Genomic DNA, 2862 nt, shown 5'->3' on the forward strand with positions numbered 1-2862 from the left:
GTTGCACCAGTTGCGGCGGATTATGTAGCAAGCAACAGTGCAGACTTGAACCCTGCGACAAATACGCAATGGGATGTTTGGGTGAAAGACCTGAACGGGTGTACGGTTAAGGTAGATGTTACTTTGGTTACGGATTCTGCACCAGCTACTGTTACAGCAATGGGAGCTGGATGTTTAGGAACCGCAAGCGGATATTCAATCACAGCAACAACAACCGGAGGTACAGGTACTTTGTCTTACAGTATTAATGCAGGAGCTTCTTATCAGACTTCTAATGTTTTTGCTATTACCATAGCTGGAACTTATGTAATTCGTGTGAAAGACTCTAATGGTTGTACTGCTGACAGTAATCCGGTTACAGTAGCGCCACAATTAACTGTAAGTGCAGTTTTAAATAAAGATATTACCTGTACAGCTCCAGCACTTGCACAAATTACAGTAACTCCAACAGGAGGAGTTGGACCATTTACTTATGCCGGTTCAGGTGGTTCGGGAACATTTGCAGGAAATGTATTTACTACGAATACTCCTGGAAACTATACTTTCACAGTTACAGATGCTAATTTATGTTCAGCTTCAACAACAACAGCAATTGTAGTTAGTCCAGCTGTTAACCCAGATATTACAGGCGTTTCTCAAACACAATCTATTAATTGTAACGGAGAAAATACAGCAGCTATCAGTATTTCAATTGATAATACAAAAGGATTAGCTCCGTTTGTTTTCAATGTGTTAAATACAACAACAGGAACTAATTATGGAACTCAGACTTCTGGTTTGGCGGCTGGTGATTATACTATTACGGTTACAGATGCTAAAGGTTGTACAGATGTTGATAATATAACTATTTCTCAGCCTAATCCTATAGTTGTAGATTACGACGTAGATCCTATTACATGTGGAGCCGGAGGAGTTTCATTAGGAAGAATTATTGTTAATGGAGTAACAGGTGGTACACCAAATTATACTTACCACGTAACAGGTGTTAATGGTTACAACCAAAAATTTAATAATCAGCCAGGTACATCTCAAGTGTTTGATATTGTTGATTTCGGATTATATGAATTAATTATCACCGATGTAAATGGTTGCCAAAAATTACATCAGAATATTTTGGTTGCCTCTCCACCTGACGATTTAGATATTACTGTTTCACCATCTCCAGTAGTTTGTTCGGGTACTGGATCTGCTTTGGTAGCAGTTAGTTCTTCTCCAACAAGTACTATTGGTTCTGGGCCATTTTATTTCAGTTTATATACAGGATCAGTTCCTACATACCCATCAGGAACATGGTTAGCGGAAGATGCTGTGGGTAGCAAACAGACTACATTTAATAATTTGATTGCAGGTGTAACATATACATTTGTTGTTTATGATGCAGATTTTGCTCATGGAGGAACAGGAACAGGATGTTACTATTTTGAAACTTCAAAATTTCCAATCGGTACTAATTCCAGTATAACAGTTACGCCTGTTGTAGCTAATAATATTACTTGTAAAGGAAATACAGATGGTAATGTATCATTTACTATAAACCATACGTATGGTGTTGATACGCCTATAACATATCAAATTTATAGTTCACAATCAGTTACTCCGGTTGGAGGTATTGTTAATGCAACTGTACCAGCAAGTGGATTAGTTGTAAATAACTTTGGGGCACTTCCATTAGGTAATTATTTTATTTTAGTTACTGAAACTGCAGGAGCAACAAATGCAGGTTGTAGTGCTACATCTGCTCCATTTAATATCACAGAATCTGCTATTGATTTATTAGCTTCAGCTTCAAAAATTAAAAATGTAAATTGTAATGAAGATGGTGTAATTGCTGCTTTTGCAAAAGACGGTACAGCACCTTATACATACCAATATTTATTAGCTTCAGTGACTGCACCAACTGCTTCAACTGCAGGATGGACAACAAATACAACTTTTGCAACAAGTATAACCGGAAACTATATTGTTTACGTAAAAGATGCTTATGGATGTATTACAACAGCCGCAGTAACATTAGATGCAGATGATGCACCAACGGTTATACCGCCGACTGCTTCGGTTTGTTATGATGGTAGTAATCCATTTACAATTACTTTTTCAGGAACAGTAGACCCAGATGTAGCAGGAGGAGCTACTTATAGTGTAAATGGAAGTGCTTTCCAAAGTTCACCAAGTTTTACATTTAATGCGGCTGGCACTTATAATTTAGTAATTAAAGATGGAAACGGATGTACAGCTGATGTTGATTACATCGTTTATCCGATGTTAAATTTATCGGCATCATTAACTAAAGAGTTAGATTGTACACCTTCTCCAGCAGCAGTAGTTACTTTGACAGCTACTGGTGGAAATACAACACCAACTGCTAGTTATACTTACGAAGTTTCTTTTAACGGTGGAGGATTTGTATCAGCTTCTAATCCGTATTATGCTACTACTGCAGGAAACTATTTGTTTAGAGTTACAGATGCTAACAACACAACTTTGTGTCAAACAACGACTAGTTTCGACTTAGATCCGATTCCAACAACAGTATTTAATACTTCCGTAACAAATGTAAGCTGTAATGGTGGTGCCGATGGAACTATTACTGTAAATGTTACAGGAGGTGAAGGACCTTATAAATATAGTTTAGATGGAGGCTTAACTGAGCAGGGAAGTAATACGCTTACAGGTTTAACAGCCGGAACAGCTTATGTTGTAACGGTACGTAATGCCAGAAACTGTACATTAAATTCTGCACCTGTAACGATCACCGAGCCGGGATTATTGGCAGCTACAGCAGTTGTAACGCCATTTGGATGTAGTACTACAAATGTTGCCCAGCCGGCAGTTGTTACAGTAACTGCAAGTTCAGGTACAGGT

General features: G+C 38.0%; 1 pseudogene. It reads left to right on the forward strand.

What is annotated here, in order from left to right:
- Window positions 1-2862 (forward strand): annotated as a pseudogene (locus AAEO57_RS17270) (SprB repeat-containing protein); the annotation flags it as partial.

Origin of the sequence: Flavobacterium calami, from assembly GCF_038290035.1 — a bacterium.
GTDB lineage: Bacteria > Bacteroidota > Bacteroidia > Flavobacteriales > Flavobacteriaceae > Flavobacterium > Flavobacterium calami.